We start from the raw sequence: 24,742 nt of genomic DNA on the forward strand, positions 1-24,742 counted from the left end.
CATGACCGCGACACGGATGCTGGCCCGGGACTGGCGCGGCGGCGAGCTGGGCGTGCTGCTGGCGGCCCTGGTGCTGGCGGTCGCCGTAGTGTCCGGGATCAGCGCCTTTACCACCCGGCTCCAGACCGCGCTGGAGCAGGAGAGCCATCGGTTTCTGGCAGCAGACCGGGTAGTGCGCAGTGGCAGTGATCTGCCGGCCGAGTGGCTGGCAGAGGCGGAGGGATTGGGCCTGCAGACTGCCCGGATACTGACCTTTCCCTCCATGGTCTACGCCGGCGACGACGCGATGGTGTTGGCCTCGGTCAAGGCAGTCAGCTCTGCCTATCCCCTGCGCGGCGAGCTGCGCTTTAGCGAAGAAGCCTTCGGTGCCGTGTTGACCGCGACCAGCGGCCCGGAGCCGGGGACTGTGTGGCTGGATTCACGCCTGTTTCCATTATTGGACGTCGCCATTGGCGACCGAATCTCGGTGGGCGAGGCGGAATTCACGGTGCTGGCGTCGGCCCGCACTGAGCCGGATCAGGGCGGATCCTTTCTCGGTTTCGGCCCCCGGGTGTTGATGCACTACGACGATATTGCCGCCACCGGCGTGGTCCAGCCCGGCAGCCGGGTGGAGTATCGCCAGCTCTATGCCGGCGACAGCGCCGCGCTGACGGACTTTGTGGGCTGGCTGCGGCCGCAGCTGGTGCCCGGTCAGCGCCTGCTGGACGTCAGCGACGGCCAGCCGGGCCTCGGCGATGCGCTGCAGCGGGCAGAGAGCTTCCTGCTGTTGGCCGGCAGCCTCGGCGTCGTGCTGGCGGGGGTGGCTATTGCCCTGGCCGCACGGCGCTTCAGTGAACGCCACAACGACTACGTTGCGATCATGAAAAGCCTGGGCGCGACTGCCACCAACATCACCCGCCTCTACGGTAGCAGCCTGTTCCTGCTCGGTCTCATCGCCACCCTGCTGGGCTGCGGCCTGGGCTGGGCTCTGCAGCAAAGCTTTTTCACCCTGTTCGGGGGGCAATTGCCGGTGCAGCCCGGCCCTGCCGGCTTGCGTCCCTACGGCATCGGTGCGGCGACTGCCCTGGTGTGCCTGCTGTGCTTTGCCTGGCCACCGTTACGGCGCCTCAGCCTGGCCAGCCCGCTGCGGGTGTTGCGCCGGGACATGCCGCTGGAGCAGCGCCGAACCCTCACCGACTACGCGATCGGCCTGGCCGCGGTGAGCGGCCTGATGTGGTGGTACAGCGGCGACTGGAAGCTTACTGCTGCAGTGCTGGCGGGGCTGGCGGCGACGGTGGTGCTGGGGCTGGTGCTGGCCCTGACCCTGCTGCGTGGCGGCCGTCTGGTGGGCATGAGCGCGGGCAGCGTCTGGCGCCTGGCCTTCGCCGGCCTGCAGCGGCGCGGCACCGCCAACGCGCTGCAGGTCGTGATTTTCGCCATGGCCATCATGCTGCTGCTGGTGCTGCTGCTGGTGCGCACCTCGCTGATCGACACCTGGCAGACCCAGCTTCCCGAAAACACCCCCAACCACTTCGCGCTCAATATCGCGCCGGAGGAAGTACAGGGCGTGGAGCAGATCCTGCGCGCCCGGGAGGTTCCCGGGGCCGCGCTGTCACCGATGATTCGCGGCCGTATCCTGACCGTCAATGGTGAGGATCTGCCGCCGCGGGAGGAGGCAGAGCAAGGGGGGCCGCGCCAGCGCGAGGCCAATTTTACCTGGTCCGATGAACTGCCAGCGGACAACACCCTGGTACAGGGAGAGTGGTGGGGCCCCCAGAGCGATGCCAGGGAAGTGTCATTGGAGCGTGAGTTTGCCGAGCGGTTTGGTGTCGCGCTCGGCGATCGCATCGGTTTCCAGGTGGGCTCCGAGCCCTTCGAGGCCACCGTGACCAGTATCCGCGAACTGGACTGGCAATCCTTCAATCCCAACTTCTGGCTGGTGTTTCCGCCAAGGCTGCTGGCTTCCTACCCGGCGACCTTCATGACCAGTTTCTACCTGGAGCCGGAGCAAAAGCCCTTCCTCAACCAGTTCATTCGTCGCTTTCCGACGGTGACAGTGGTCGAGATGGATGTGGTGGTGGCACAGGTCCGCGGCATCATCAGCCAGGTGTCGGCAGCGGTGGAGCTGGTGCTGGCGGTGATCATGGCCGCCGGGGCCCTGGTGCTGGTGGCCGGGGTCCAGGCCAGCGTCGATGCCCGCATGCACGAGAGTTCGATTCTCCGCGCCCTGGGTGCGTGCCGGCGGCTGGTACTGGGAGGCCTGCTGATCGAGTTTGCCGCCATGGGGCTGTTCGCCGGCCTGCTGGCCACGGTCGCGGCGGAGCTGTCGGTCTATATCCTGCAGGCGCAGGTGATGGGCATGCAGTACGCGCCCTCGCCCTGGGTGTGGCCGGTGGGGATTGTGGTGGGTACGGTGCTGATTGCCGGTCTCGGCGTATTCAGCTGTCGCAAGGTGGTTTCCAGCCCGCCGCTGGCGGTGTTGCGGGATCTCTGACCCGCCCACCTGTAGGAGCGCACTCCGTGCGCGATCGCCCGCGGACAAGGTGAATGGCCGCGTAGCGGACAGAGAAGGTGGCCTGGGCCAGCGGGCTCCTACCTGTGATCGCCCGCGGACAAGGTGAATGGCCGCGTAGCGGACAGAGAAGGTGGCCTGGGCCAGCGGGCTCCTACCTGTGATCGCCCGCGGACAAGGTGAATGGCCGCGTAGCGGACAGAGAAGGTGGCCTGGGCCAGCGGGCTCCTACCTGTGATCGCCCGCGGACAAGGTGAATGGCCGCGTAGCGGACAGAGAAGGTGGCCTGGGCCAGCGGGCTCCTACCTGTGATCGCCCGCGGAGCGGGCTCCTACCAGTAGGAGCGCACTCTGTGCGCGATGGTGTTCAGTGACCGGGTGGTCTGCCCTCAGGGAGTGGCCGCGTGGCTGCTGCTGATACCTGCGATAAAGGTTTGCACCCCGAGCTCGACCTGGCGGGGGAGATCGATGTGGCGCTGGAACAGTTCCGGCGCATCCACCAGCAGGGTAGCCAGGCCGTGGATGCCGGCCCAGGCAGCGTTGGTGAGATAGGCCAGGTCCTGCTGGCGGAAAATTCCCTGTTCGATACCGCGGCGCAGGATGGACTGGACCTGCTGGAATGTGTCCCGGCTCGCCTCGCGCAGTTCCGGATGGGAGTCCGGGTGCACGGAGGGGCCGAACATCAGCTTGAACATTTGCGGATACTGGCCCGCATAGGCCACATAGGCATGGGCCAGGGCCTGTAGCTGTTCACGAGGGCAGTCTTCGGTGGCCGCGGCTGCGTCACGCAGGCTGGACAGGAGACGCCGGTAACCAACGGTGGCCATGGCGGCCAGCAGGTCGCCCTTGTCGCTGAAGTGGCGGTAGGGCGCGGTCTGGGACACGCCGATGCCGCGGGCCAGCGCCCGCAGGCTGAGAGCTTCCACGCCCTGGGTTTCCAGCTCCTCGACCGCTGTGTCCAGCAGTTCCGCGCGCAGGTTGCCGTGGTGATAGCTTTTTTGTCCGGCCTCTTGCCTCACGTAGTGCTCAAAGTATCAGGTAGTTTGAGCACTAGGGCAGCAGGTGCTGAACGCCGTCCCGCTCCTCGGTCAGTTCCCGTTCCGTGGCCTGCATCTTCAGGCGGCTGAAGTCACCGACCTCGACGCCCTGGACGATCTCCCAGTTGCCGTCCTTGCAGCGGCAGGGGAAGGAGTAGATCAGGCCTTCGGTAATGTCGTAGGAACCGTCGGAGTAGACGCCCATGGAGACCCAGTCATCGCCCTCGGTGCCCAGCGCCCAGGAGCGCATGTGGTCGATGGCGGCATTCGCCGCAGAGGCGGCGGAGGAGGCGCCGCGGGCCTTGATGATTGCCGCGCCGCGCTGCTGCACAGTGGGGATGAAATCGTTCTCGTACCAGCTCTGCTCAATCAGGGAAATCGCTTTCTCGCCGCTGACCTCGGCGTTGAACAGATCCGGGTACTGGGTGGCGGAATGGTTGCCCCAGATGGTCATCTTGGTGACATCGTTGACGGTCTTGCCGGTTTTCTGGGCAATCTGGCTCATGGCGCGGTTGTGATCCAGGCGCGTCATGGCAGTGAAGTTGCGGGGGTTGATGTCCGGCGCGTTGCGCTGGGTGATCAGGGCATTGGTGTTGGCGGGGTTGCCCACCACCAGCACCTTGATATTGCGGCTGGCGTGGGCATCGATGGCTTTACCCTGGACCGAGAAGATTGCGGCGTTGGCTTCCAGCAGGTCCTTGCGCTCCATGCCGGGACCGCGCGGGCGCGCCCCGACCAGCAGGGCGTAGTCGGCGTCCCTGAAGGCGACGTTCGGGTCGTCACTGCAGATGGTCTCCACCAGCAGCGGGAAGGCACAGTCGTCCAGCTCCATCTTGACACCGTTCAGGGCTTCCATTGCCGGGGCGATGTCCAGCAGCTGCAGGATCACGGGCTGGTCGTCGCCCAGCATGTTGCCTGCGGCAATGCGGAACAGCAGCGCGTAGCCAATCTGGCCAGCGGCGCCGGTAACGGTTACTCGAACGGGTGCTTTCATCGGCGGAGTTTCCTCAAAGTTCGGGAGAATAGGCATTTCGGGGGCGACATTGTCGAGTGAAACGGGTGAAAAAACAACCCGCTGCCTGTAAAATGCGCAGCCACACATGGACCCGAAGCAGGCAGGTAGTGCGCGAACTTTCCCGAAAAGAACGGCTGGAATTCAACAAGTTGCAGAAGCGTTTGCGGCGCAATGTGGGCAATGCCATCGCCGACTACAACATGATCGAAGCCGGCGACAGGGTTATGGTCTGCCTGTCCGGGGGCAAGGATTCCTACGCCATGCTGGACGTGCTGCTGGCGCTGCGGGTGAGCGCGCCCATCGACTTCGAGCTGGTGGCGGTGAACCTGGATCAGAAGCAGCCCGGTTTTCCGGAGGAAGTACTGCCGGCCTGGCTGGCGCAGCTGGACATTCCCTACTACATCCTGGAAAAGGATACCTACAGCATCGTCCGCGAGGTCATCCCCGAGGGCAAGACCACCTGTGGTCTGTGCTCGCGCCTGCGCCGGGGCAGTCTGTACGGCTTCGCCCGGGATATCGGCGCCAGCAAAATCGCGCTGGGCCACCATCGCGACGATATTGTCGAAACCCTGTTTCTGAACATGTTCTTCGGCGGCAGCCTCAAGGCCATGCCGCCCAAGCTGCTGTCCGACGATGGCCGCAATGTCGTGATCCGGCCCATGGCGTATTGCAAGGAAAAGGACCTGGTAGCCTATGCCGACTACAAGGCCTTCCCCATCATTCCCTGCAATCTCTGCGGCTCCCAGGAGAACCTGCAACGGGTGCAGATCAAGCAGATGCTGAAGGATTGGGAGCGGCAGTATCCGGGGCGCACGGAGACCATTTTTCGCAGTATTTGCAATGTCGCTCCCTCGCAATTGGCGGACACCGCACTGTTCGACTTCAGCAGCCTGCGCGCCGAAGTTGACCGGGACCTCCATTTACCCGCCATTCGCGCAGTCAACCTCTAGGTGAGGGCGTACGCGGCCCCCGGCGGGGCACTGCTGGAGGCGGAGGGCCTGAGCCTCGAGCGGGGTGGGCGCCAGCTGTTCAGCGGCATTGACCTGCAAGTGGGGCCGGGCGAGCTGGTGCAAATCGAGGGCGCCAACGGCGCCGGCAAGACAAGCCTGCTGCGGATCTTGGCGGGGCTCTCCCGCTACGGCTATAGCGGCCGTGTCAGCCGCCATGCGCCGCAACTCTTCCTCGGCCACCACAGTGCGGTCAAGGGCCTGCTAAGCCCGCGCGAAAACCTGGCCTGGCACATCGCCGGCGAAGCTGAATTCAGTGCCGGCGAAATTGACCAGGCGCTGGCTGCAGTAGGCCTGTATGGCTATGAAGATGTGCCCAGCCATGCGCTCTCCGCCGGCCAGCACCGGCGGGTCAACCTGGCCCGGTTGTATTTGTCCCGGGCTCCCCTGTGGCTGCTGGACGAACCCTTCACTGCGATTGATCGCAGCGGCGTTGCCGAGCTGGAGGCGCACCTGGCCCTGCATCTGGCGGCGGGAGGTTCGGTGTTGCTGACCTCCCACCAGCTGGTGGCGGTGCCGTACCCCCTGCTGCGGCTGGACCTGGCCACGGGCCTGCTGCAATGAGGGCCGCCAGCAGCGCCGCGTTCTGTGCTCGTCTGCTGCGACGGCAGCTGGTGCTGGGCCTCCGCCGGCCGGTGGAGATTGGCAACCCGCTGCTGTTTTTCGCCATGGTGATTGCGCTGTTTCCGCTGGGGCTGGGGCCCGCACCGGACACCCTGGCGGCTTTTGCCCCCGGCATTCTCTGGATTGTGGCCCTGTTGTCGAATCTGCTGACCTCCGAGGGCGTATTTCGCGGCGATTTCGAGGACGGCAGTCTGGAACAGCTGCTGCTGGCGCCCCAGCCCCTGTATTTTTCGGTGCTGGCCTATGTGCTGGCGCAATGGCTGCTGACCGGTTTCCTGCTCGGACTGCTGTCGCCCCTGTTTGCACTGATGCTGGGGCTGGAGCCTGCGGCCATCCCGGCGCTGGCGGGCAGCCTGCTGCTGGGCACTGCGGTGCTGAGCCTGGTGGGCGGTATAGGCGCGGCGCTCACGGTCGGGCTGCGGCGTGGCGGCATGCTGATTTCCCTGCTGATCCTGCCGTTTTACATGCCGGTACTGATCTTTGGCAGCGGCGCGGTGCAGGCGGCGTTGGCGGGCGCCCCGGCGGCGCCTTACCTGGCCATTCTTGGTGCCATGCTGTGCATGGCAGTGGCCCTGGCGCCGCTGGCGATTGCCGCCGGCCTGCGGATCAGCGCCGACACCTGAGCGATTTCCGCCGAATCACATTGTTCGGCGCCCGGGTCGCTGTATAATTGCCCGCCTATGTGGTCCCTCTTCCATAAGTTTGGTTCTCCTCCCTGGCTCTATCGCCTGTCCGGGTCCATCCTTCGTTGGCTGTTGCCCATTACGGTTATCGCGTTGGTCGTCGGAGCTGTGTGGGGAGTCCTGTTCACCCCGCCTGACTTTCGCCAGGGCAACAGCTACCGCATTATCTACATTCACGTGCCGGCAGCGGTGGTCGCCCTCGCCGGTTACTATGTGATGGCAATTGCCGGTGCGGTGAGCCTGATCTGGCGGATGAAGATGGCGGACGTCGCCATGCGCGCCTGTGCGCCGATCGGCGCCGCGCTGACCTTCGTTGCCCTGGTTACCGGCAGTATCTGGGGCAAGCCTACCTGGGGCACCTGGTGGGTGTGGGATGCGCGTATTACTTCCATGCTGATCCTGTTCTTTCTCTACCTCGGGGTGATTGCCCTGTACGAGGCCTATGAAAACAAGGAGCTGGCGGCCAAGGCCTGCGCGGTACTGAGTCTGGTCGGGACGGTGAACATTCCGATCATTTATAAGTCAGTTGATTGGTGGTACAGCCTGCATCAGCCGGCTTCGATCAAATTCACCGGAGACACGACCATCGATCCGAGCATGCTCTACCCGTTGCTGTTCATGATCATTTCTTTCTACGCGCTGTTCACCTGTGCGCTGTTGCTGAACATGCGCGCGGAAATCCTGCAGCGCGAGCAGCGGACGGCCTGGGTCAGGCGGCTGGCGGGGTCGGGAGAGCGGGACTGATGTATTTTGAAACCCTGGCTGCGGCCCTGCAGATGGATGGCCACGGTGCCTTTGTCTGGTCTGCCTATCTGATTACACTTGGGGTTATCGCGTTCATCCTGTACGCACCAAAGCGCCGCGAGAAGCGCTTTCTGCGGCAACTGGAAGGACAAATCAGGCGCAGCGGTGGCCAGGTCGCCGGCGCTATCAAGGAGGTTTGATGCACCCTGTTCGCAAGCAGCGCCTGTACCTTGTCCTGTTCCTGGTGTTCTTCTCCACGGCCGCGGTCGGCCTGGTCGCCTATGCCCTGCGTGGCAATATCAACCTGTTCTACCCGCCGGTGGAAGTCGCCGAGGGCCTCGCTCCCGTGGGCCAGACTATCCGCGTGGGTGGCATGGTGGTGGACGGCAGCGTCCAGCGCAGCAGCGACAGCCTGGAAGTCCGCTTCGAGGTGACGGATTACGAAGCTGTGGTGCCCGTGGTCTATACCGGTATCCTGCCGGATCTGTTCGGTGAAGGGCAGGGCGCGGTGGCCTCGGGCAAGCTGGATGAAAACGGTGTGCTGCAGGCCGCGGAAGTCCTGGCCAAGCACGACGAGAACTACATGCCGCCGGAAGTGGCGGAGGCGCTGGAGGCATCGAAAGCGAGAATGGCTGGACAGGCCGCGAAGCAGGAGTATGCGCAATGATCCCGGAGTTTGGCCATTTCGCCCTGATTCTCGCCCTCTGCCTGTCGGTCCTGCTGTGCACCGTACCCCTCTGGGGCGCCTGGCGCGGCAACGCCACCGCCATGGCCCTGGCGCCCAATCTGGCGATTGGCATCCTGGTATTTTCGGCCATCAGTTTTGCCTGCCTTACCTGGGCCTTCCTGCAGGACGACTTCTCGGTGCAGGTGGTGGCCAACAACAGCAATAGCCTGCTGCCCTGGTATTACAAGTTCTCCGCGGTGTGGGGCAACCACGAGGGCTCGCTGCTGCTGTGGATCCTCATTCTCGCCCTGTGGACCTGCGCGGTCGCCGTGTTCAGCCCGCAGCTGCCGCTGCTGATGCTGTCCCGGGTGCTGGCGGTGATGGGCTTTGTCGGGGTTGGCTTCATGGCCTTCTCGCTGTTTACCTCGAATCCGTTTGCGCGCCTGCTGCCCGGCACTCCGATGGACGGGCAGGACCTGAACCCCCTGCTACAGGATTTCGGCCTGATCATTCACCCGCCACTGCTTTACATGGGCTATGTCGGCTTTTCCGTGGCCTTTGCCTTCGCCATTGCGGCCCTGCTGGGCGGGCGTCTGGATGCGGCCTGGGCGCGCTGGTCCCGGCCCTGGACCAATGTTGCCTGGGCGTTCCTGACCCTGGGGATCATGCTCGGCAGCTGGTGGGCGTACTATGAGCTCGGCTGGGGCGGCTGGTGGTTCTGGGATCCGGTGGAAAACGCCTCCTTCATGCCATGGCTGGCAGGCACCGCGCTGATCCACTCCCTGGCGGCGACGGAAAAGCGTGGCCTGTTCAAGAGCTGGACCGTATTGCTGGCCATCTTTGCCTTCTCTCTCAGCCTGCTGGGTACCTTCCTGGTGCGCTCGGGGGTGCTGACCTCGGTGCACGCCTTCGCCACCGATCCCGCCCGCGGCCTGTTTATCCTGGTATTTCTCGGTATCGTGGTAGGGGGTTCCCTGATTCTCTACGCCCTGCGTGCGCCAGCGGTGAGCAGCCGGGTGGGCTTTGCCTGGCTGTCGCGGGAAACACTGCTGCTGGTCAACAACGTGGTGTTCCTGGTGGCGACCCTGACGGTCCTGTTCGGCACCCTGTTTCCGCTGCTGATGGATGCGCTGGGGCAGGGCAAGTACTCTGTAGGGCCGCCCTACTTCAATGCGGTTTTCGTGCCCCTGATGGCGTTGCTGATGCCGTTCATGGGGATCGGGCCGGTCTCGCGCTGGAAGCAGGACAGTGCCAGCCGCTGGCGGGCGGAACTGCTGGTGCCGGCCATTGCAACCGTGGTCTGCGCCCTGACCCTGCCGCTGCTGCACGATGGCGACTACAACCTGTGGGTGGCGCTGGCGATCCTGCTGGCGGGCTGGGTGGTGTTCGGCATGCTGCGCGACCTGGCCAATCGGGTGCGCAACGCCAGTTCCCTGGGCACCGGCCTGCGCCGCCTGGCGCTCAGCTACTGGGGCATGTTCGTGGCCCACATCGGCTTTGCCGTTACCGTGATCGGTGTCGTGGTCACCAGCCAGTTCAATATCGAGCACGATCTCAAAATGAGCCCCGGCGCCAGCGACACCATCGCCGGTTACGAATTTCGCTTTCTCGATGTGCGCGGCGTACAGGGCCCCAACTATGTCGCCGATGAGGCGCGCTTCATCGTCTATCGCGACGGCCGCGAGGTCGTGCGCCTGGCACCGCAGAAGCGGCGCTACCTGGCCAGTGGGGACGTCATGACCGAAGCCGCGATCGATGACGGTTTCTTCCGCGATCTATTCGTCGCCATGGGAGAGCCGGTGGGAACAGACGGCGCCTGGGCCATCCGCCTGCACTACAAACCCTTTGTCCGCTGGATGTGGGGCGGCTCGGTGCTGATGGCCCTCGGTGGTTTCATGACCGTCGCCGACAAGCGCTATCGCCGCCAACGCAGTGTCGCGCGTGATACCTTGCGTCAAGGAGAGGTCCGTGGCGCCCAGGCTTAAGTTGTTCCTGCCGCTGATCCTGTTCCTGGTGTTGGCGGCGTTTCTGTTCCGCGGCCTGTCGCTGGATCCCATGGCGATGCCCTCGGCCCTGATCGACCAGCCGCTGCCGGACTTTCAGCTCACCGCGCTGGCCGATGATCGGCCCCTGTCCCGCGCCGATGTCATCGGTGAGCCGGCCCTGTTCAATGTCTGGGCCACCTGGTGCATTTCCTGTCGCGTGGAACACCCCTACCTGCAGCAGCTGGCTGACAGCGGCGTCCCCATCTACGGCATCAACTACAAGGACGAGGACACTGCGGCCCGCCGCTGGCTGCGCGATCTCGGCGATCCCTACCGCGCCAATATCGTTGACCGGGAGGGAACCCTGGGCGTGGATCTGGGCGTCTACGGCGCTCCGGAAACCTACCTGGTGGATGCCGACGGCGTGATCCGCTATCGCCATGTCGGGGTCATCGACGAGCGCGTCTGGCGCGATACCCTGGAGCCCCTTTGGCGGGAAGTTCTCGCCCTGGAGACAACGCCATGAACGCACTGCGCACCACCGCCCTGGCCCTGTGGATGCTGCTGCTGGCCCTGCCCGCGGCGGCGGTCATCGAGACCTATGAATTCAGTGAACCGGAACTGGAGCAGCGCTACCGGGCGCTCAGCCAGGAGCTGCGCTGCCCCAAGTGCCAGAACCAGAATATCGCCGATTCCAATGCGCCCATTTCCCAGGACCTGAGGCGCCTGCTGCACCAGCAGCTGGAAGCCGGCGCTAGCGACCGGGAGATCCTGGAATTCATGGTGGCACGCTATGGCGAGTTCGTGCGCTACCGGCCCGCATTCAACGCCGCCACCGCAATTTTGTGGCTGGCACCGGTACTGTTGCTGCTCGCCGGCGCCGCGGGATTGCTGATGCTGCTGCGCGGCCGCAAGCAGTCCCCGACCACTCTCGACAGTGATGACGAGGCTCGGCTCACTGCCCTGCTGCAAACGGCGGAGAAAGACGCTTGACCATATTCCTGCTTGCCTGTGCCGGCCTGATCCTGCTCAGTGGCCTGTTTTACCTGTTCCCCGGCTGGGCCATGCGCCGGCCGCTGGACGACGGCGCCCAGGCCAACGTGGATTGGTACCGGCTGCGCCGGCGCGAGCTGGCGGAGGAAGGCGACAGCGGCCTGGAAACCGACGCCCAGCTGCGTCTGCTGGAAGACCAGCAGACGCCAGTGGAGGCACCGCGGCCGGATCCCCGGGCAGCATTCCCGGTCTGGGTACTGTTGCCGTTGGTGGCGGTGATGGCGGGCCTTATTTACTACCAACTGGGTTCGGTGGCCGATGTCAGGATCGGTGGGCAGTTGGCAGCGCTGGATGAGAACGCCGGCGAGGATGAAATGCTGGCGTTGATGGCGGCCATCGAGAAGCGCTCCGGCCAGCGTCCGGACAATCTGCATTATCTGGCGCTGCTGGGCCGTTTCTACATGGGGCAGGGCGATTTCGCGATGGCTGCGGAAACCTACAACAGGCTGGCAGTGGCAGCGCCGGAAGATGCCCAGGCGCTGGCCTACGCCGCCCAGGCGCGCTATCTCGCCAGCGACCGGACGCTGGACTCCGAGTCACAGGCCCGGGCCGAGCAGGCCCTGGCGATCAATCCGCACCAGCGCACGGCACTTGGCCTGCTGGGGATGGCGGCCTTTGAGCGCGAACAGTTCCGCGCCGCCATTCAGTACTGGGAGCGGCTGCTGGAGATGGAAGCCCCGGGCGGCGAAGGCGCGCAGATGATTGCCGGGGTGATTGCCGAGGCGCGGCAGCGCCTTGGCGAACCGGAAGTCGCCGCTGCGGCCGAGTTGGAAGCAACTGTTGGTATCGGTGTCAGCCTGCGGGTCGCGGTCCCCGAGGGCGTGGCGCTCAACCCCACCGACACCGTCTTCGTGCTGGCGCGTTCAGCTTCCAGCAGCAGCCGCATGCCCATCGCGGTACAGCGGCTACAGGCCGGGCAGCTGCCCGCGACCCTGCGCCTGGACGACAGCAACTCCATGGCCGGGCAGAAACTGTCCGAGGCCGGCGAGGTCGTGGTTGTGGTCCAGGTCTCTCCCGAAGGCACTCCCGGTGAGGAGAACGCCAGCTGGCTGGGCCGCGCGGGGCCGCTGCAACCCTCCCTGTCCACCGAGCCGCTGGCTATCACCCTGGAGCCTCGCCCGAGCTAGGCCGGCTTTAACCGGCCACAGGCGTAGTGTTGTCCAGGGAAGTTGGATACACTACATCTTGTGGTTACAGGTCGGCGGCCAGCGCTCTTTTTGGGCGCTATTTTATTTTAAAAACAGCGCGTTATAAATGCTAATTAAAGTGATATGCGATTAAAGTCCATCAAGCTCGCCGGCTTCAAATCCTTTGTCGATCCGACAACGGTGAACTTCCCCAGCAACATGTCCGCGGTGGTGGGGCCCAACGGCTGCGGGAAATCCAATGTCATCGACGCCGTGCGCTGGGTGATGGGGGAGAGTTCCGCGAAGAACCTGCGTGGCGAGTCGATGACCGATGTCATTTTCAATGGCTCGGTCAATCGCCAACCGGTGGGGCAGGCCTCCATCGAGCTGGTCTTCGACAACAGCGATGGCGGCGTCGGCGGGGAATACGCCAGCTATGCGGAAATTTCCATCCGCCGCCTGGTGACCCGGGAAGCCCAGTCTGAATACTTCCTCAACGGCAGCCGCTGCCGGCGCCGCGATATTACCGACATCTTCCTCGGCACCGGTCTCGGGCCGCGCAGCTACGCGATTATCGAGCAGGGCATGATTTCGCGCCTGATCGAGTCCAAGCCGGAGGAACTGCGGGTCTTCATCGAGGAAGCGGCGGGTATCTCCAAGTACAAGGAGCGGCGCCGGGAAACCGAGAATCGCATGCGCCGCACCATGGAAAACCTGGAGCGGCTGACCGACCTGCGGGACGAGCTGCAGCGGCAGCTGCAACACTTGCAGCGGCAGGCCCAGGCGGCGGAAAAATACACCGAACAGAAGAGCGAGGAACGGACCCTGAAAGCCCAGCTGCAGGCCCTGCAATGGCAGCAGCTGGACCAGCAGGCCACGGCTTGCGCCCAGGCCATTGCCGAGCTGGAGGTGAAGCTGGAAGCGGTGAATGCCGAACACCAACAGATCGACACCGCGATCGAGCAACGCCGCCAGGACCACAGCGAGTGCACGGACACATTCAACCAGGTCCAGGCGACCTATTACACGCTCGGGGCCGAGGTCGCCCGGCTCGAGCAGGCCATCAAGTTCCAGCAGGAGCGGGCGCGCCAGCTCAACGACGATCTGCGCCAGGCCGTGGCCAGTCTGGAGGAGTCGGGGCAGCACCTGCGTCAGGACCAGGACAAGCTGGAAACCTGGGAGGCGGAGCTGGAAACCCTGGCACCGGAGCTAGAAATGCTGCACGCGGTGGAGGAGGAGTCCGCCGACGCCCTGCAGCAGGCCGAGGACGCCATGCTGCACTGGCAGCAGCAGTGGGACGAGTTCAACCAGCACGCCGCCGCGCCGCGGCAGCAGGCCGAAGTACAGCAGTCGCGCATTCAGCATCTGGAACAGGCCCAGCAGCGTCTGCAGCGGCGCATCCTGCAGCTGGAAGAAGAGCGGGCGGGCCTGGTCCAGAGCGATGACGAGCCTGTACTGGAAGTCCTGGCGGAAGAGATCGCCCTGCTTGAAGAGCAGATGGCCACGTTCGAGTCGCACAGCGATGAGCTGGTCCAACAACTGGCCGCGGCCCGCGAGGAAGAGGGCAGCCTGTCGGGGCAACTCAATGATAGCCGCTCCCGGTTGCAGCAATTGCGCGGCCGCCAGGCCTCACTGGAAGCACTGCAGCAGGCCGCGACCGAGGATCGGGACCAGGGCGTCAGCGCCTGGCTCACGGCGCGCCAGCTACAGGACCGGCCGCGCTTGCTGCAGCAACTGCAGGTTGACGAGGGCTGGCAACTGGCGGTGGAAACCGTGCTCGGCGACTACCTGCAGGCCGTTTGCGTCGACCAGTTGGGCGATCTCGCCGGCCTGCTGGGCGATCTGGAGCAGGGCCAGCTGAGCCTGGTGGAAGAGGGCGGTGCCGCGGTTGCCGGCCCGGATTTCCTGGCGGCGCGGGTGCGTGGCTCCGCTGCCGCCGCGAGCCTGCTGGCAGGCGTGCGGGTGGCCGACGACCTGCCGGCCGCCCTGGCGCTGCGGGCCGTGCTCGCAGCCGGCGAGTCGGTAATTACCCCGGAGGGCATCTGGCTCGGTGCCGACTGGCTGCGGGTGAAACGTCCGGGCGAACAGGAGGGCGGCGTTATCCAGCGCCGCCAGGAGCTGGAGCGGCTGGCAACCGACATTGACCTGACTGCCGAGCAGGTGGCCGAGCTGGATGCGGGGCAGCTGCAGGCACGGGAGCGCCAGCAGACGCTGGAATCCCGGCGCCAGGACAGCCAGCGCGAGCTGCAGCAGGCCACGCGGCAGCACTCGGAAGCCAGCGCGAAACTGTCGGCGCAGCAGGCGCGTCTGGAGCAGATCAGCGCCCGCCGGGAGCGCCTGGGCGCAGAGATCAGCGATACCCGGGAGCAATTCCGCCAGGAACAGGAATCGGTCGCTGAGGCGCGGCTGTTGCTGGCCACCGCCATCGAGCAGATGGAGCTGGATTCGCGCCAGCGCGAGGACCTGCTGACCCGCCGCGACCAGGCCCGCAGCCAGCTCGACAGCGTGCGCCAGAAGGCGCGCCACGACAAGGACGTGGCCCACCAATCCGCCATGCGCCACCAGTCCCTGGAAACCCAGCTGCGCGCATTGCGCGACTCCATGGAGCGCACCCGGTCCCAGGTAGCCCAGTTGCAGGAGCGACGCGACACTCTGCAGGGCAACCTTGGGGAGGCAGACGACCCTCTGGGCCCCCTGCAGGAGGACCTGGAGGCGCAGCTTGCCCTGCGGCTGGCCTCCGAGGGCGAGCTGACTCGCGCCCGGCAGGCGGTAGCGGAAGTGGAACATGCCATGCGTCAGGCCGAGCAACAGCGCGCTGCCATCGAGCAGCGGGCCCAGGGCGTGCGCTCGGAGCTGGAGCAGCAGCGGCTGCAGTATCAGGGTCTCCAGGTGCAGCGCGAAAACGTGCTGCGCCAGCTGCGCGAAGCTGAGCAGAATCTCGAACAGGTACTGGCCGACATGCCCGACGGCGCCAACGAGTCCGAGTGGCAGGTTGCGCTGGAGCGGGTGGCCGCCCGTATCGCCCGCCTGGGGCCGATCAATCTCGCGGCGATCGACGAATACGCGTTGCAGTCAGAGCGCAAGAACTATCTCGATGCCCAGAACGAGGATCTGGAAACCGCCCTGGAGACCCTGGCGTCCGCCATCCGCAAAATCGACAAGGAAACCCGCAGCCGCTTCCGCGACACCTTTGACAAGGTCAACGCCGGTTTGCAGGAGCTGTTTCCACGGGTGTTCGGCGGCGGCAACGCCTACCTGGAAATGACCGGGGACGACCTGCTCGATACCGGCATCACCATCATGGCGCGGCCCCCGGGCAAGAAAAACAGCACCATTCACCTGCTCTCCGGCGGTGAGAAGGCGCTCACCGCGATTGCCCTGGTGTTCTCCATTTTCCAGCTCAACCCGGCGCCGTTCTGTATGCTGGACGAGGTGGATGCACCGCTGGATGATGCCAACGTCGGCCGCTACGCGCGCATGGTGAAGGAGATGTCAGCCAAGGTGCAGTTTATCTACATCACCCATAACAAGATTTCGATGGAGTTGGCGGATCAGCTGATGGGTGTCACCATGCACGAGCCCGGTGTGTCGCGCCTGGTGACGGTGGATGTTGACGAAGCGGCGGAACTGGCGGCTAGCTAGAACAACCGGAGGATGCGGGTGCAGCTGTGATGGACTTGACGATACGCGATTGGATGGTGATAGTCGGAGTGCTGCTGATCCTGGCGGTGCTGCTGGATGCCTGGCGCCGGGTTCGCAACGAACGCCGCTCCCCGGTGCAGGTCAAGCTGGCCGGCAGAGACCCCAGCACGACCGCGGTTGACGACGATATTGGCATGCTGAAAGAGTTGCCCAACGGGGGCGCGCGGGTGGTAGAGCGCAGTGACCTGGTGGATGCGGCGGTTCAGAACAAGGCCGACAAGGCGCAGCAGGCTGCCAGGGCTGAGCGCGTCGCCCGGGCCAGCAGCCCCGATCAGACTCCCCCCTCGACCGCAGCCCCCGCAACCCGGGAGCCTTCCCCGCCAAAGCGCGAACCTGCCTCCCCGAGGGTCAAGGCCCGGCCCGCGCCGTCCGCCAGCAAGCCGGCGGCACCCCCGGCGGAAGACGACGACCTGGTGTCCGGCCTCAACACCCGGGATGAACCGGAAAACCTGGACTGGCTCGATGCGCTGGAAGCGGAGGAGCGCTCGCGCCCGGCCCCCGAAGCTGCAGGGCCGGGGCGTCTGCCGCGGGATGTGGAGCCCGAAGTGTTCATGCTCAATGTCGTGGCGCGCAAGCCGGAAGGTTTTCGCGGCGACGATATCCTGCACATCCTGCTGGCCTGCGACCTGCGTTTCGGTGACATGAGTTTTTTCCACCGCCACGAGTTCGAGGCGGGCCGCGGGGCGATCCAGTTCAGCGTCGCCAACATGATGCAGCCTGGTGTGTTTGATATCGACAACATGTCGGATTTCACCACGCCGGGGCTGGTGTTCTTCGTCACCCTGCCGGGGCCGGATGACATGATGAAGGCCTTCGACTACATGCTGGAAACCGCCCAGGCCGTGGCCCGCAATCTCGATGGCGATGTGCTGGATGAAACCCGCAGCGCCCTGACGCGACAGACCATGGAACACAGCCGCCAGCAGATCCGCGACCTGGAACGGCGCCTGCTCGCCCGCTCGCGCTGAGGCGGCCCGGGGGTGGCAGAGGTGGGAGCGGAGCTGTCAGCGGCGGAGGAAGTCGCCCGCTTGCGAGAGCAGCTGGAAGCCTGGAACTATCAGTACTACGTACGGGATGACCCCACGGTACCCGATGCTGAATATGACCGCAGCCTGCAGCGCCTGCGCGAACTGGAGGCGGCTAATCCCCAGCTGCTGAGTCCCGAATCGCCCACCCAGCGCGTGGGGGCCACGCCGCTGGCCCAGTTCCGGCAGGTGCAGCATGAGCTGCCCATGTTGTCCCTGGAAAACGCTTTCAACGCCGAGGATATGCAGGATTTCAATCGCCGGCTGCTGGAGCGCCTCGGCAGGGCTCCGGCGGACGAGCTGGAGTTCGCCTGTGAACCCAAGCTGGACGGTATCGCCGTCAGCCTCGTGTACCGGGACGGTCGCCTGCAGCGGGGCGCGACCCGCGGTGACGGAACTACCGGAGAAGATATCACCCATAACGTGCGCACCGTCGCTTCGGTGCCCCTGCGCCTGCGCGGTGCGGGCTATCCCCCCGTGCTGGAAGTGCGGGGCGAGATCTACCTGCCCCGGGCAGGCTTTGAACAGATCAATGCCGAAGCTCGCGAGCGCGGCGAAAAAATCTTCGTCAATCCGCGCAACGCCGCCGCTGGCAGCCTGCGGCAGCTGGACGCGCGCGTCACCGCGCGCCGGCCCCTGCAGATGTGCTGCTACAGCGTCGGCCTGTATGAAGGCGGCGATTTGCCCCCGCTGCACTCTGCGGTGCTGGACCGCTTGCAGGCCTGGGGCCTGCGTATCAACAGTGAATCGCGGGTGGTTACCGGGCTCGATGCCTGCAATGCCTATTACGAGGAACTGGCCGCACGCCGCGCAGAGCTGCCCTATGACATCGACGGCATTGTGTTCAAGGTCAACGACCTCGCCCTGCAGCAGCGCCTCGGCTTTGTTTCGCGGGCGCCGCGCTGGGCCATTGCCCGCAAGTTTCCCGCCCAGGAGGAAATGACCCGGGTACTGGCGGTGGAATTCCAGGTCGGCCGAACCGGCGCGATCACCCCGGTGGCCCGGCTGGAGCCGGTGTTCGTGGGCGGGGTTACCGTCAGCAACGCGACCCTGCACAACAGCGACGAAGTCGAGCGCCTGGGCCTGCGCATTGGCGATACCGTAATCGTGCGCCGGGCCGGGGACGTTATTCCGCAGGTGGTGGCCGTGATTCCAGAGCAGCGCCCTGAGTCGGCGCAGCCGGTGGTGTTTCCGGATGCCTGCCCGGTATGCGGTTCGGTGGTGGAACGGGCCGAGGACGAGGCGGTCCTGCGCTGCATGGGCGGGCTGATCTGCCAGGCGCAGCAAAAAGCCGCGATACGGCACTTCGTATCGCGCCGGGCGCTGGATGTGGACGGTCTGGGCGACAAGCTGGTGGAGCAGCTGGTCGACCGCGGTCTGGTGCACAACGTGGCGGACATCTTCACCCTGCCGCGAGCGCAGTGGCTGGAGCTGGAGCGGATGGGTGAAAAATCCGTGGACAAGCTGCTCGCCGCGCTGGAACGGAGCAAGGCGACCACGTTGCAGCGCTTTATCTACGCCCTGGGAATTCGCGAGGTCGGGGAGGCCACCGCCGGCAATCTGGCGCGCCACTTTGGCAGCTGGGAGGCGCTGGTCGCCGCCGACGAGGAGGCTCTGCTGGCGGTGCCGGATGTGGGCCCGGTAGTCGCCGATCACCTGCGCCAGTTTTTCGACTCCGGCGACAGCCTGGCGGTGGTCCGGGCCCTGCGCGCCGCCGGCGTGCACTGGCCGGATCTGGAGCCGGTGGCGGCGGAAGCGCTGCCATTGGCGGGGCAGACCTGGGTGGTTACCGGTACCCTGGAGACGCTGGGGCGCAACGAGGCCAAGGCGCACCTTGAGGCGCTGGGCGCGCGGGTGGCGGGCAGTGTCTCCGCCAAGACCCACACGGTGGTCGCCGGGCCCGGCGCCGGTTCCAAGCTGGGCAAGGCCACCGAGCTGGGCACCCCAATCATCGACGAGGCGGCGCTGCTGGCGCTGCTGGCGCAGCACGGAGTGCAGCCATGAGACTACTTTTCGCTCTTGTGTTAATAGTCTTGCTGTCCGCCTGTACCTCGGCCCCCCCGGCCAATGTGGACAATGCCTGCAGTATCTTTCGCGAGAAAAGGGGCTGGTACGCCGACGCGCTCGAGGCGCGCGAGGACTGGCGCAGCCCGATTCCGGTCATGCTGGCGATCATGCACCAGGAGTCGCGCTTCGAGGCCAAGGCCAAGCCGCCGCGGCGCCGGCTGTTGGGTTTCATTCCCGGGCCGCGACCGTCGAACGCGTTTGGCTACAGTCAGGCGCTGGACTCTACCTGGGAAAGTTACCAGCGCAGTACCGGCCGCTACCGGGCCAGCCGCAAGGACTTTGCCGATGCCATCCATTTCATTGGCTGGTACAACAACGAATCCCTGCACCGCAGCGGGATTCCCCGGGACGACACCTACCGGCTGTACCTCGCCTACCACGAGGGCCACGGCGGCTTTAACCGCGGCACCTATCGCAACAAGGTGTGGCTGCAGGGCGTTGCCGGCAAGGTGCGTACCCGTGCCAGTCAGTATCAGTCGCAGCTGGCAGCCTGCGAAAGTTCGCTGCCCCGGCGCCGCGGTTTCTTCGGGCTCTTCTAACGCTTCCTTCTCGCTGGTTTAACAATCCTGTCGACGTCGGGTAATTCCTTCCAATGGTGTCAAAACGGGTCTATTTTCATTTTACCGGAGATGAAAATGTGGCGTGTTTGTGACACACTTTTGTCCAGATCGCACCGGTCGCGAGTCCAATCCACGACGATGTAAAGCAGGCCTTAGCCGTGAACCCAACCGATATCAAGAACCCCGAGTACTTCCACAAGGTGGTCGACTGCCAGTACGCCTGTCCGGCCCACACGCCGGTGCCGGAGTACATCCGGCTGATTGCCGCGGGGCGCTACGACGACGCCTATATGATCAACTGGAATTCCAACGTATTCCCGGGGATTCTGGGTCGCACCTGCGACCGTCCCTGCGAACCGGCCTGCCGCCGGGGCCGTATCGCCAACGGGGAGGAGCCGGTGGCGATCTGTCGGCTGAAGCGGGTAGCCGCGGACAACAAGACCGACATCAAGGCCCGTTTGCCCGAGATCCCGAGCAGCAAAAACGGCAAGCGCATCGCTCTGGTTGGCGCCGGCCCCGCCTCCCTGACCGTAGCTCGCGACCTGATGCCGCTGGGCTACAGCATCGACATCTTTGACAACCAGTTCGCCGGCGGCGGCATGATGCGCAGCCAGATTCCATCCTTCCGCCTGCCCATTTCCGTGCTGGACGAAGAGGTGGGGTATATCCTTGATACCGGTGTGGTCACCCATTTTGATACCGAAGTGACCAGCCTCAAGAGCGTGCTGGAACAGGACTATGACGCGGTGTTTGTCGGCACCGGCGCGCCCCGCGGCAAGGGCCTGAACCTGCCGGGGCTGGAGGAGGCGGGCAAGCAGGTCCACATCGGTATCGACTGGCTGGCCAGCGTGGCTTTCGAGCATACCGAGACTATTGGCAAGCGGGTGCTGGTGCTGGGCGGCGGCAACACTGCCATGGACTGTTGCCGCACCTCGCGTCGGCTCGGGGGCGAGGATGTAAGGGTGGTGGTACGCAGCCCCTTCGCCGACATGAAGGCATCGCCCTGGGAAAAGGAGGATGCCATGCACGAGGGCATCCCCATCTACGACAATCACGTGCCGAAGGAATTCGTGATTGAGGACGGCAAGCTGCAGGGCATGCGGTTCGAGAAGGTGGAGGCAAAGTACGACGCCGACGGCAAGCGCAGCCTGGTCCCCACCGGCGAGGACCTGGTGTTCATGGAGGCCGACGATGTACTCATGGCCATCGGCCAGGAGAACTCTTTCCCCTGGATCGAGCGCGATCTGGATATCGAGTTCGACAACTGGGATATGCCGGTGGTGGATGCGACCACCTTCCAGTCCACCAATCCAAAAGTATTCTTTGGCGGCGACGCCGCCTTCGGGCCCGAGAACGTGATCACCGCCGTCGCCCACGGTCACCAGGCGGCGGTGAGCATCGATCTCTTCTGCCGCGGTGAATCCGTCGCCGAGCGGCCGCCACCCTTCACCAACCTCGTGAGCCAGAAAATGGGTATCCACGAGTGGAGCTACGACAACGCGGTGGAGAATGACAAGCGCTATGTGGTGCCCATGGCGCCGCTGGAGAAGGCGCTGCGCAACCGCAAGCTGGAGGTGGAACTGGGCTTCGACGCGCTCACCGGTTTCAAGGAAGCGGAGCGCTGCCTCAACTGCGATGTGCAGACAGTATTCGACGCGCCGCGCTGCATCGAGTGCGATGCCTGCGTGGATGTCTGTCCCACTGATTGCATCAGCTTTACCGCCAATGCGGAGGAGCCCGAGCTGCGCCTGCAGCTGAGCGCCCCGGCCGGCAATCTGGCCCAGGATCTGTATGTTTCGGAGCAGCTGCCGACGCAGCGGGTCATGGTCAAGGACGAGAACGTCTGCCTGCACTGCGGCCTCTGCGCCGAGCGCTGCCCGACCACGGCCTGGGACATGCAGAAATTTCTCTACAGCGTTACCAAAGCGGGGCAATAAACCATGCAAGCGCTGCAAGCCGTCAATGAATTCGTCATCAAGTTTGCCAACGTCAACGGCACTGGCAGTGCCAGTGCCAACAACCTGTTCGCCAAGGCGGTGTTCCGCATGGGCCTGCCAGTCTGCCCCAAGAACATCTTTCCCTCCAACATTCAGGGTCTCCCCACCTGGTATGAGGTGCGGGTCAGCGAGCGCGGCTACCTGGGTCGGCGCGGCGGGGTAGACATCATGTTGTCGGTGAATCCCCAGAGCATGCCCCAGGACATCCAGGAGCTGGAGCCGGGCGGCTATTTCATCTACGACAACACCAAGCCCCTGGACCTGCGCCTGATCCGCAGCGATGTCACCATCATGGGTATTCCCCTGACCCGGATCTGCAACGAGCAATACCAGGATCCGCGCCAGCGCCAGCTGTTCCGCAACGTGATTTACGTCGGCGCCCTGGCGGCGCTGCTGGACATGGATTTCGGCGTGCTGACCGGTCTGGTGGAAGACCAGTTCAAGGGCAAGGAAAAACTGATCCTGCCCAATATCCAGGCGCTGGAGCTGGGCTACCAGTACGCATCGGAAAACTTTGACTGTCCGATCGGTATCCGCCTGCGCAAGTCGGACAAGGTCGGCGACAATATTCTCCTGGATGGCAATACCGCTCTGGGCCTGGGGGCTATTTACGGCGGCGCCACGGTCGCGGCCTGGTACCCGATCACCCCCTCAACCTCGGTGGTTGACGCGTTCGAAAAGTATGCCAAACGCCTGCGCATCGACCCGGGCACCGGGCGCAGGAATTACGCCATTCTGCAGGCGGAAGACGAACTTGCCGCCATCGGCATGGTGGTGGGCGCGAGCTGGAACGGCGCCCGCGCCTTCACCGCCACCAGCGGGCCGGGACTTTCCCTGATGAGCGAGTTTTTGGGCCTGGCCTATTTTGCCGAGATCCCGACGGTACTGTTCGACGTGCAGCGAGCGGGGCCTTCCACGGGGATGCCCACCCGCACCCAGCAGTCGGACATTCTGTCCGCGGCCTACGCCTCGCACGGCGATACCAAACAGGTCTTGCTGTTCCCCTCTACCCCCAGGGAGTGCTTTGACTTTGGTGCTCTGTCCTTCGATCTGGCGGAGCGGCTGCAGACCCCCATCATCCTGATGACGGACCTGGATCTGGGGATGAACGACAACATGTCGCCGCCCCTGTCCTGGGATGACGATCGCCGCTACGATCGCGGCAAGGTATTGAGCGCCGAGCAGCTCGACGAAATGGAGCGCTTCGGCCGTTATCTGGATGTGGACGGTGACGCGATCTGCTATCGGACCATCCCCGGCACCCATCCGGAAAAGGGCGCCTTCTTCACCCGCGGCACCTCCCGTGACGAGTACGCGGTCTACACCGAGAAGGGTGAAGAGTACGAGAAGAACATGCACCGCCTGATGGCGAAGTGGGAAACCATCAAACAATGGGTGCCCGCTCCAATCGAAACGCCCTGCGAGCAGGACACCGATACCGCCATCCTGTTCTTTGGCACCAGCGAGGAGTCCGCGATGGAGGCTCGCGATTACCTGGCCGAAGACGGCGTTCCGCTGGCCGCCATGCGGGTTCGGGCCTTCCCCTTCAATAATGAAGTGGAAGATTTCATTGCCCGGCACCAGCGTGTTTTCGTCATCGAGCAGAATCGCGATGCCCAGCTGCGGACCCTGCTCATGGCCGAGTTCGAACTCGGCCCGGACAAGCTGAAATCCGTGCTCTGCTTTGACGGCACCCCCATCAGTGCCCGCAATATTCGCAAGCAGATTCTGCTGCAGATGCCGGGTTACAACGTTACTCCCTTGCGTCGCGAGCGCGTTGTCGCCGGCGCGGAGACCAGATTATGAGCTACCAGCTGCCCAAATTCAGGCACCCGGACCTGCCGGTCAATGCCCTCGGCTATACCAAGGCCGATTACGAGGGGGCGATTTCTACCCTCTGCGCCGGCTGTGGCCACGATTCCATTTCCGGCGCCATTGTTCGCGCCTGCCACGAACTCGCGCTGGAGCCGCACCGGATCGCGAAGCTGTCGGGTATCGGCTGTTCCTCCAAGGCGCCGACTTACTTTCTGGGCAAGTCCCACGGCTTCAACTCGGTGCACGGGCGTATGCCCTCCGTGGTCAGTGGGGCCAGCATGGCCAACCGGGAGCTGCTCTACCTGGGCGTGTCCGGTGACGGCGATACCGCATCCATCGGCATGGGACAGTTCGCCCACGCGGTCCGCCGCAATCTGAACATGGTCTACATTGTCATGAACAACGGCTGCTACGGACTGACCAAGGGCCAGGATTCCGCCACCGCCGATGAGGGCTCCGCCGGCAAGAAGGGCGACCCGAACCCTTTCGCTGCCATTGACCTGCCGGGTCTGGCGCTGCAGCTCGGTGCCACTTTCGTGGCGCGCAGCTTTTCCGGCGACAAGGGCCAGCTGGTGCCCCTGATCAAGGCGGCGATAGCCCACCGCGGATTTGCCCTGATCGACGTGATCTCGCCCTGCGTGACCTTCAACAACAACCCCGGCTCGACCAAGAGTTATGATTTTGTGCGCGAGCATTCGGAGGCCACCGGCACGGTGGATTTCGTGCCCATGCGCGAGGAGATCACCGCCAGCTATCCCGCGGGCCGCACCCAGGAGGTCACCCTGCACGACGGCTCCGTCCTGCATCTGGAAAAGCTGGCTGAGGATCTGGACCCCTTCGACCGGATCTCGGCCATGGTGGCCCTGGAACAGCACCGGGCGGCAGGGGAGATCCTGACCGGGCTGATCTACATCGACAAGGACTCCCGGGATCTGCACGACGTGCTGGAAACCTCGCGCCGGCCACTGAACAGTTTGGCGGAAGAAGACCTCTGCCCGGGCAACAAGGTGTTGGCAAACATCAACGCCAGCTTGCGCTAACCCTTCCGTGGGCTTGGGGTGGAAGCGCACTCCGTGCGCGACCGCCCGCGGAGCGGGCTCCCACAGACCCCGTGTCCGGTAGCGTAGGTGTAGGAGCGCACTCT

20 protein-coding genes are annotated in these 24,742 nt (G+C 64.7%); 18 read left to right on the plus strand and 2 right to left on the minus strand.

What is annotated here, in order from left to right:
• The first annotated feature begins 1 nt into the window (after window position 1).
• Window positions 2–2,473 carry an ABC transporter permease gene (locus Q6D67_RS04095; protein ID WP_304704299.1) on the plus strand — a complete coding sequence of 824 codons (2,472 nt, stop codon included), beginning with the start codon at window positions 2–4 and terminating at the stop codon, window positions 2,471–2,473.
• Between the two features lie 406 nt (window positions 2,474–2,879).
• Here the strand turns inward: Q6D67_RS04095 and Q6D67_RS04100 are convergent, their stop codons facing one another.
• Window positions 2,880–3,509, minus strand: a complete 630-nt coding sequence (locus tag Q6D67_RS04100) for a TetR/AcrR family transcriptional regulator (RefSeq protein WP_304704300.1) — start codon at window positions 3,507–3,509, stop codon at window positions 2,880–2,882.
• 31 nt (window positions 3,510–3,540) lie between these two features.
• Entirely contained in the window at window positions 3,541–4,521 is a 981-nt protein-coding gene (locus Q6D67_RS04105; protein ID WP_304704301.1) for a malate dehydrogenase, read from the minus strand.
• A gap of 92 nt (window positions 4,522–4,613) precedes the next feature.
• On the opposite strand from Q6D67_RS04105, the gene ttcA reads away from it, so the two are divergent.
• The 17 genes from ttcA (at window position 4,614) to Q6D67_RS04190 (ending at window position 24,638) form a co-directional block, all read left to right on the plus strand.
• A complete protein-coding gene (gene ttcA / locus Q6D67_RS04110; protein WP_304704302.1) occupies window positions 4,614–5,492 on the plus strand; it encodes a tRNA 2-thiocytidine(32) synthetase TtcA in 879 nt (292 codons plus the stop codon).
• The gene (gene ccmA, locus Q6D67_RS04115; RefSeq protein ID WP_304704303.1) at window positions 5,493–6,113 is read left to right on the plus strand and encodes a cytochrome c biogenesis heme-transporting ATPase CcmA; all 621 of its coding nucleotides are present in this window, start codon (window positions 5,493–5,495) and stop codon (window positions 6,111–6,113) included.
• Window positions 6,110–6,796, plus strand: coding sequence for a heme exporter protein CcmB (gene ccmB / locus Q6D67_RS04120; RefSeq protein WP_304704304.1), 687 nt, complete (start codon window positions 6,110–6,112; stop codon window positions 6,794–6,796). Before ccmA ends, ccmB begins: the two co-directional genes overlap by 4 nt.
• 57 nt (window positions 6,797–6,853) lie before the next feature.
• Window positions 6,854–7,600, plus strand: a complete 747-nt coding sequence (locus tag Q6D67_RS04125; protein ID WP_304704305.1) for a heme ABC transporter permease — start codon at window positions 6,854–6,856, stop codon at window positions 7,598–7,600.
• Window positions 7,600–7,800 carry a heme exporter protein CcmD gene (gene ccmD / locus Q6D67_RS04130; RefSeq protein WP_304704306.1) on the plus strand — a complete coding sequence of 67 codons (201 nt, stop codon included), beginning with the start codon at window positions 7,600–7,602 and terminating at the stop codon, window positions 7,798–7,800. The genes Q6D67_RS04125 and ccmD overlap by 1 nt, the downstream gene beginning before the upstream one ends.
• Window positions 7,800–8,267 carry a cytochrome c maturation protein CcmE gene (ccmE, locus tag Q6D67_RS04135; protein ID WP_304704307.1) on the plus strand — a complete coding sequence of 156 codons (468 nt, stop codon included), beginning with the start codon at window positions 7,800–7,802 and terminating at the stop codon, window positions 8,265–8,267. The genes ccmD and ccmE overlap by 1 nt, the downstream gene beginning before the upstream one ends.
• Window positions 8,264–10,252 (plus strand): heme lyase CcmF/NrfE family subunit, encoded by a 1,989-nt coding sequence (locus Q6D67_RS04140; RefSeq protein WP_304704308.1) that lies wholly within the window; start codon window positions 8,264–8,266, stop codon window positions 10,250–10,252. The genes ccmE and Q6D67_RS04140 overlap by 4 nt, the downstream gene beginning before the upstream one ends.
• Window positions 10,236–10,778, plus strand: coding sequence for a DsbE family thiol:disulfide interchange protein (locus Q6D67_RS04145; protein ID WP_304704309.1), 543 nt, complete (start codon window positions 10,236–10,238; stop codon window positions 10,776–10,778). The genes Q6D67_RS04140 and Q6D67_RS04145 overlap by 17 nt, the downstream gene beginning before the upstream one ends.
• A complete protein-coding gene (locus Q6D67_RS04150) occupies window positions 10,775–11,245 on the plus strand; it encodes a cytochrome c-type biogenesis protein (protein WP_304704310.1) in 471 nt (156 codons plus the stop codon). The genes Q6D67_RS04145 and Q6D67_RS04150 overlap by 4 nt, the downstream gene beginning before the upstream one ends.
• Entirely contained in the window at window positions 11,242–12,432 is a 1,191-nt protein-coding gene (gene ccmI / locus Q6D67_RS04155; RefSeq protein WP_304704311.1) for a c-type cytochrome biogenesis protein CcmI, read from the plus strand. Before Q6D67_RS04150 ends, ccmI begins: the two co-directional genes overlap by 4 nt.
• A gap of 144 nt (window positions 12,433–12,576) precedes the next feature.
• The gene (gene smc / locus Q6D67_RS04160; protein ID WP_304704312.1) at window positions 12,577–16,074 is read left to right on the plus strand and encodes a chromosome segregation protein SMC; all 3,498 of its coding nucleotides are present in this window, start codon (window positions 12,577–12,579) and stop codon (window positions 16,072–16,074) included.
• Between the two features lie 29 nt (window positions 16,075–16,103).
• The gene (zipA, locus tag Q6D67_RS04165; RefSeq protein WP_304704313.1) at window positions 16,104–17,102 is read left to right on the plus strand and encodes a cell division protein ZipA; all 999 of its coding nucleotides are present in this window, start codon (window positions 16,104–16,106) and stop codon (window positions 17,100–17,102) included.
• A 12-nt stretch (window positions 17,103–17,114) separates the two neighbouring features.
• Entirely contained in the window at window positions 17,115–19,163 is a 2,049-nt protein-coding gene (gene ligA / locus Q6D67_RS04170; protein WP_304704314.1) for an NAD-dependent DNA ligase LigA, read from the plus strand.
• Window positions 19,160–19,765, plus strand: a complete 606-nt coding sequence (locus tag Q6D67_RS04175; RefSeq protein ID WP_304704315.1) for a transglycosylase SLT domain-containing protein — start codon at window positions 19,160–19,162, stop codon at window positions 19,763–19,765. Before ligA ends, Q6D67_RS04175 begins: the two co-directional genes overlap by 4 nt.
• A gap of 179 nt (window positions 19,766–19,944) precedes the next feature.
• Window positions 19,945–21,723, plus strand: a complete 1,779-nt coding sequence (locus Q6D67_RS04180) for an FAD-dependent oxidoreductase (RefSeq protein ID WP_304704316.1) — start codon at window positions 19,945–19,947, stop codon at window positions 21,721–21,723.
• A gap of 3 nt (window positions 21,724–21,726) precedes the next feature.
• Complete coding sequence (locus Q6D67_RS04185; protein WP_304704317.1) at window positions 21,727–23,589, plus strand: 2-oxoacid:acceptor oxidoreductase subunit alpha; 1,863 nt, start codon at window positions 21,727–21,729, stop codon at window positions 23,587–23,589.
• Window positions 23,586–24,638: a 2-oxoacid:ferredoxin oxidoreductase subunit beta gene (locus Q6D67_RS04190; RefSeq protein WP_304704318.1), complete on the plus strand. Its 1,053-nt coding sequence runs from the start codon at window positions 23,586–23,588 to the stop codon at window positions 24,636–24,638. The genes Q6D67_RS04185 and Q6D67_RS04190 overlap by 4 nt, the downstream gene beginning before the upstream one ends.
• Window positions 24,639–24,742 lie beyond the last annotated feature (104 nt).

The sequence above is a fragment of the Haliea sp. E1-2-M8 genome (assembly GCF_030649675.1).
Lineage (GTDB): Bacteria > Pseudomonadota > Gammaproteobacteria > Pseudomonadales > Halieaceae > Haliea.